This is a genomic window from Stieleria sp. (genome assembly GCF_041595215.1).
In the GTDB taxonomy this organism is placed as follows: domain Bacteria; phylum Planctomycetota; class Planctomycetia; order Pirellulales; family Pirellulaceae; genus Stieleria; species Stieleria magnilauensis.
Genome location: NZ_JBFHKV010000468.1, coordinates 1 through 6157, shown reverse-complemented (window position 1 = coordinate 6157; position 6157 = coordinate 1). Strand labels below are relative to the sequence as shown.

The 6157-nt window shown below is 60.8% G+C and carries 4 protein-coding genes and 2 pseudogenes; all 6 read left to right on the top strand.

The window, feature by feature from the left end; translation table 11 throughout:
• Positions 1 to 1085 (top strand): annotated as a pseudogene (locus tag ABX749_RS18005) (glycogen debranching enzyme); the annotation flags it as partial.
• Between the two features lie 105 nt (positions 1086 to 1190).
• Positions 1191 to 1766: a dCTP deaminase gene (gene dcd, locus ABX749_RS18000; protein ID WP_145219294.1), complete on the top strand. Its 576-nt coding sequence runs from the start codon at positions 1191 to 1193 to the stop codon at positions 1764 to 1766.
• Positions 1767 to 1770: 4 nt separating this feature from the next.
• Entirely contained in the window at positions 1771 to 2358 is a 588-nt protein-coding gene (locus ABX749_RS17995; RefSeq protein ID WP_372897179.1) for a DUF2141 domain-containing protein, read from the top strand.
• Positions 2359 to 2361: 3 nt separating this feature from the next.
• On the top strand, positions 2362 to 3891 hold the full coding sequence (locus tag ABX749_RS17990) for an ABC transporter permease (RefSeq protein WP_372897178.1): 1530 nt from the start codon (positions 2362 to 2364) through the stop codon (positions 3889 to 3891).
• A 76-nt stretch (positions 3892 to 3967) separates the two neighbouring features.
• Positions 3968 to 5089 (top strand): DUF1570 domain-containing protein, encoded by a 1122-nt coding sequence (locus tag ABX749_RS17985; RefSeq protein ID WP_372897177.1) that lies wholly within the window; start codon positions 3968 to 3970, stop codon positions 5087 to 5089.
• Positions 5090 to 5756: 667 nt separating this feature from the next.
• Positions 5757 to 6157 (top strand): annotated as a pseudogene (locus ABX749_RS17980) (heme-binding protein); the annotation flags it as partial.

Below are 6157 nucleotides of genomic sequence, written 5' to 3'. Positions count from 1 at the left end.
TTTTGTCACGCGACCGAAGCGGCAACCTGGTCCCCAACCCGCCGATGGTGGAATTGATCGCCGAAGACCCGTTGTTGGCCGACACCAAGATCATCGCCGAAGCCTGGGATGCGGCCGGTGCGTACCAAGTCGGTTCGTTCGGCAATCACCGCTGGGCGGAATGGAACGGCCGCTACCGTGACGACGTGCGCGGTTTTTGGCGTGGCGATGGCGGAACGTTGGGCGCGTTGGCGACCCGTTTGGCCGGCAGCAGCGACTTGTACGAGCATGCCGGACGGCCGCCGTTTTGCAGCATCAACTTCATCACCAGCCATGACGGTTTCACGCTCAACGACCTGGTCAGCTACAAAGAAAAGCACAACGCAGCCAACGGCGAAGACAATCGCGACGGCGACAACCACAACATCAGCGACAACTACGGGGTAGAAGGCCCGACGCGTCGAAAAGGCGTCAACACCATTCGGGCGCGACAAGTCCGCAACATGTTCGCCACGCTGCTGTTGTCGCAAGGGGTTCCGATGATCGTCAGTGGTGACGAAGTCCGACGCACCGCCCGCGGCAACAACAACGCCTACTGCCAGGACAACGACCTGAGTTGGTTCGATTGGCGATTGGTCGAGAAAAACAAGGATCTGCTGCGATTCGTCCAGACGCTGATTCATTTCCGACGCCAACAACCGACTGTCCGACGGATCCATTTCCTGACCGGCCAACCTGTCGATGGTCGGCTGATCCGCGACGTCTCGTGGTACGCCGATGACGGCAGCCCCTTGGACTGGGGACAACACCATCTGAGCATGGTGGCCTACATCGCCGCCCCGAGTCGCTCGGAAGACCCCGCCGGACTCGGCCGCGACCTGGTGATGATGTTCAACAGCACCGGGGACGAGCGGACCCAGCAATTGCCGGCGATCGGACGTGGCATGAAGTGGAACCTGTTCCTGGACACCGCCGCGGATTCCCCCAGAGACATTTATCCCGAGTTGGATGGGCCGATGCCGCCCAGCAATCGGGCCGTCGAAATGCCGTGCCATTCGCTGAAAGTCTTCGTCAGCGGAAAAGTCTCCGCCAAGCGACGAAAATAGTGGCCTCTCGCTCGACGTCACTGAGATTTGTTACACTCTGGATAGCCCGATCTCGGCATCGTTTGCCGGCTCGGGTTTTTCCATTTGGATCGATTCGGAACGGCGATGCTTCTATCGAGCGACGAGATTCACCGGCGGCTGAAAAATGACGAAATCAAAATCGAACCGTTTGATGCCGCTCGGCTGAACCCGAACGGGTACAACCTGGCGTTGCACGACGAATTGTTGGTGTACGAGGAAATCGTGCTCGACGTCGCGACCCCCAATCGCTATCGCCGGTTGGAAATCCCTGCCGAAGGGCTGACGCTGCAACCGAACGTCTTGTATCTCGGCCGAACCGTCGAATACACCGAAACGCGAGGTCTGGTGCCGCTGATCCAGGGCCGCAGTTCACTCGGCCGGCTGGGGTTGTTCATCAATCCCGGCGGGTCGATCGGCGACGTCGGTTATTGTGGCACCTGGACCCTGGAAATGTACTGCGTGCAACCGGTCCGGATCGTCCCGGGAATGCAGATCTGCCAAATCTACTATCAGCAGCTCAGTGGTGACGGTGCCGCGTATTGCAGCGACAAGTACCAGCACAGCCGCGACATTCAGCCCAGTTTGATGTACCGTGAGTTCGGCGGAGCCGTCGACGAAACTCAGTTGGAACTCAACTTCGGTGACTCACCCGGCCGTTGATCGCATGCCAGTTCAGAATGACAAACTCCCGTTTCGCTCCCCGAACGAGAAAGGCCGCTACCGCCGCGCCTGGAAAGAAAGCCACGGAAACCTGTTGCTCTCGTTCGCCGGCGTCATCTTCTTGATCGGGTTGGCGATGATTTGGGCCAGCCCGCCAGACACGTCCGAGTTTGACGTCGATCTGGGCACCGTGGCCAATACCGATCAGGCCCGATCGCTGCCGCCCAACGTGATCCTGATTCGCGTCGTGACCAGCCAGCTCGATTCCCCAGGCCCGATTCGGATCGCGGTTTACGATTCGGCGGAGAATTTCGGCAATCCCGATCGGGCGATCATCAAGGACTCCCTGGTTCCGATCGATGGATTTGTGGTCTGGGAAATCCAACTCGGCATCTTGCCGGAACAATTCGCGATCGCGGCCTACCATGATTTGGACGACAACGGCGAACTGAACCGGGCCTTGTTCAACGCCCCGGTGGAACCCTACGGTTTTTCCAACAACGCGCGCAGCCTGGTCGGGCCGCCGACCTACGAGCAAACCATCATGGAACGCCCGAGCGAGTCGACGGCGATCGAAATCCGCGTGTACTGATTCATGCATTGGATCCGTCCGCTTCTGTTGACGTTGCAGCTGATGGCGTTCAGCGTTCTGGTCGCCGCGGGGATCGGGATCACGCTGGCGTTCTTGATTTCGTTGGTCCCACGCCATCGTCGCGTCGGCCGGGCGGTCGTCGGTTATTGTCTGACCAGCCTGGTCGCCTGCATCGCCACCCCGATGATTCTGCATGCGGCCGCGTGGGAGGCGACGGCGGGTAAATTCGGCTGGCTGACGTTTTCCCAAACCGCCTCGCGCACCTACACCGGGCTGGCCGGCCGATACGGCGGACTGGTCGCCTGCGTTTGGATCCACGGACTGTTGGGGGCCGCCCTGGTGTCGCTGGCGACCTGGTTCGGCACCTCGCGGATCCCAACGCAAGTGATCGATCAAAGTCGACTCGATGGCGGACCGATCTGGACCTGGTGGCGGATCCGATTGCCGATCGCCGCCCCCTGGGTCGTGACGGGATTGCTGGCGACGGCGATTCTGGCCGCCACCGAAATGACGGTCGTCGACTTGTATGGCGTGCGGACCCTCGCCGACGAGTTCTATCTGTTTCATGCCGTGCAACCGTCGATCACGTCCATCATGATCGTCCTGGTGCTGCCCTGTGTGCTCGCGATCGGGATCATCGCCACCGTCGCGGTTTCCCGCCGACGCCGATTCGACGTGCAACTGCTGGAACAAAACCGCTCTGCCGGCGACGCGGCCGAACCGCTGGGAATGATCGCCCACCTGGCCGCATCGGCCGCGGTGATGCTGGCGACGATGATGTTCGCGTTTCCGTTGGGCGGTTTGCTGGTCAAGATCGGTCATCAGATCACCGTGTCAGCGGATCCCGAGCCGACGTTCTCGGTCGGCTGGTCCCTGCGGCAGGCGATCGGATTGCTGGCCTCGGCGCCCCAAGAGTTTTCCCGGGAATACCTTTGGACCGCGGTCCTGGCCGCGCTGACCGCTGCGGTGTGCGTCCCGCTGGCTTGGGTGCTCGCGTCGATCACGCGGCAACGCCCCCGACTTCGCCGAGCCGTCGACCTGGTTTCACTGCTGCTGTTTCTGATTCCCGGTCCGGTCGTCGGCCTGACGGTGGTGCGTTTTTTCACGCTGTCCCTACCGAGTCTGCAAACCCTCTACCACCAAACGTTGCTGCCGACCGTGGTCGCCCTATCGGTCCGCGCCGTGCCGGTCGCGTACTGGATCCTGCGAGCGGGATATGCGGGGATCGATCGATCGATTCTCGACAGTGCGAAACTCGATCTGGCCTGGATCGGCCGCGTTTGGTGGATCGAACGCCCCCTTTTGGCCAAACCGTTGGCGATTGCGGCGGTCGCCGCGGCGGTGATGGCCAGCGGAGATGTCCCGGCGACGCTCCCCGTCCTGCCACCAGGTGTCGTCACCGTGGGCACGCGATTATTCGCGTTACTGCACAGCGGTGCACGCAATCAGGAAGCCGCATTGGCGTTCTGGTATGTCTGTTCGATCATCGTTCTGGCGATCGTTTGCTCGAGACGTTGGAAGCGTTCTGCGTGATAACGTACACTGGAACAGACTGAGATGGCCCCTTCCCACGTGCCCCCCGATGGATCCCCATTCCAAGGATGCTCGATTGAAGTTGATCAACGCCGACGCGATTGCGATTCGAATCTTTCTTCTCTGCTTTACCCTCCTGACCCTTGCGGCGACGCCGGCCCTCGGCGTGGAAACCGTCACCTTTCGATCGGATAAAACGGATCTGGTCAATGGTGCGCCGATGCCGACACGCACCGTCGTCGGCGAGATCCTGGTCGAGGCCCAGGACGGGGGTTTGATGCTGCAAAGTGACGACGGCCGGATCTGGATGATCCAGCCCGATCAAATCATTCAACGCGATTCCGACGACGAACCGCTGCAACCGCTCACCGCCGACCAGATGGCCGAGCGGATGCGACAGGAATTGCCGAGCGGCTTTTCCATCTACCAAACCGCCCACTATGTGATCGCCCACAACACCTCCGATGCCTACGTCAAACAGGTCGGATTGCTGTTCGAGCAACTCTACAAAGGTTTCTACACGTTCTGGAAAAATCAGCGTTGGCGACTTCCCGAGCCGAAGTTCCCACTTGTCGCCCTGGTGCTGGCCGACCGCAATGACTTTTTGAAACATGCCGGTGCGGAAGTCGGGGACACGGCCCAATTGGTCATCGGGTACTACCATCTGTCCAGCAACCGGATGACGACGTTTAACATGCCTAACCTGGAACGCAACGTCGCAACGATCATTCACGAAGCCACGCACCAGTTGGCCTACAACTGTGGACTGCAGCGACGATTCGCCGACAACCCGATGTGGATCAGCGAAGGGTTGGCGATGTTTTTTGAATCGCCCGATTTTAAAAGTGCCTCGCGTTGGCGCGGGATCGGCCGTGTCAACCAAGTGAATCTGAAACGATGGCGAGACTACTTGCCGGTGCGACCGCCCAACTCGCTGGTCACCTTGCTGTCCGACGACGATCGTTTTCGCAATTCGGAGACCGCCACCGATGCCTACGCCGAAAGCTGGGCGTTGACCTACTTCTTGCTCAAGACGCGGCGGGAAGAGTACGTGGAGTACCTGAGGAAATTGAGCAGCGGAAAACCGATGGCCGAATTGACCGCCCGAGAGCGGATCGAAATGTTCGAAGAAACCTTTGACGCCTCGGTCGCCGAAATCGACAAGTTCCTCGTCACCTACATGCGCCGCGTCCGTTAGCGGCCCGGCGCCCCAAGCCCAAGACCGCTAAGTTAAGCGTCGTTTCCTCGCGTCTGGGCCCGTAGGCTCGCGCCAAACGGCTGATCTTCGTTTGACATCAGCCGGTTCGCGCCAGCGTCCGGGCCTCTTCGCGGGTCTTAACTTAGCGGTATTGGATTGAAGCCCAGATGCGTCGGTCAGCGGCCGCACGGACACGCTCGCTTCGGTGGACACTCTCGCTCATGCGTGGCGGCTCCTACCATCGCGTCGAATTCGAAACATCGACCAATTCGGCGGGCTGCGACGGCCGGGCGGAAAACTGCGACAGGCTTCCAGTCTGTCATCCACGGGCGGACGGTGTAACATAAGGGACCCCGAGCGGAAAACGCTCTGACGCAATGCTCCCACTCGGTAGAGAGCGTCGCCCCCCACCCCACTCGCACGCCATTATCTCCGCGAAACCAGAACTGAAATGAACCTAGCTTCCCTCCGATTGATCCTCTCCCCCGCCGCGCAGCGGCCTGTCGATTTGATCGACATCCCGGAATCAACGCCATCATGCCAGCCCGACGCGTCAGCGAGGAGCGCTGCGTGGCCCCTTGCGAACGCGTGCGGGCTTCAATCGACAGGCCGGCTGACGACCGGCCGGCGTATCGCTGCGATCTGCCTGTCGATACTCTGCGTTGCCATGTTCGTCCCCGATGCCGCTGCCCAGAACGGTGCGGCCAAGGCAAAGGCCAAGGCACGCAAAACGCCGGCAAAGCGAACACGGCCCACCAGCGTCGGTCCGGCCATCGGCGGCAACACCGCAACTCCGATCGATCGGATCAAGGCCGCCGAAGGGTTTGAAGTGGAGTTGCTGTATTCGGTTCCCGGTGAAGAGCAGGGCTCGTGGGTGAATCTCTGCACCGACGACAAAGGCCGAATTCTGGTCAGCGATCAATTCGGCGGTCTGTACCGCATCACGCCGCCGCCGGCTGGCGAAACCCTGCAAGCGGCAGACGTCGAACCAGTTCCGGCCGACATCCGAGCGGTCAACGGAATGGTCTGGGCCTTCGGAGCCTTGTACGTCGGCGTCAACGATTACGA

Coding starts and splice junctions, on each gene's coding strand:
- ABX749_RS17990 (WP_372897178.1), top strand. CDS start 2,362: ATGCATTGGATCCGTCCGCTTCTGTTGACGTTGCAGCTGATGGCGTTC.
- ABX749_RS17995 (WP_372897179.1), top strand. CDS start 1,771: ATGCCAGTTCAGAATGACAAACTCCCGTTTCGCTCCCCGAACGAGAAA.
- dcd (WP_145219294.1), top strand. CDS start 1,191: ATGCTTCTATCGAGCGACGAGATTCACCGGCGGCTGAAAAATGACGAA.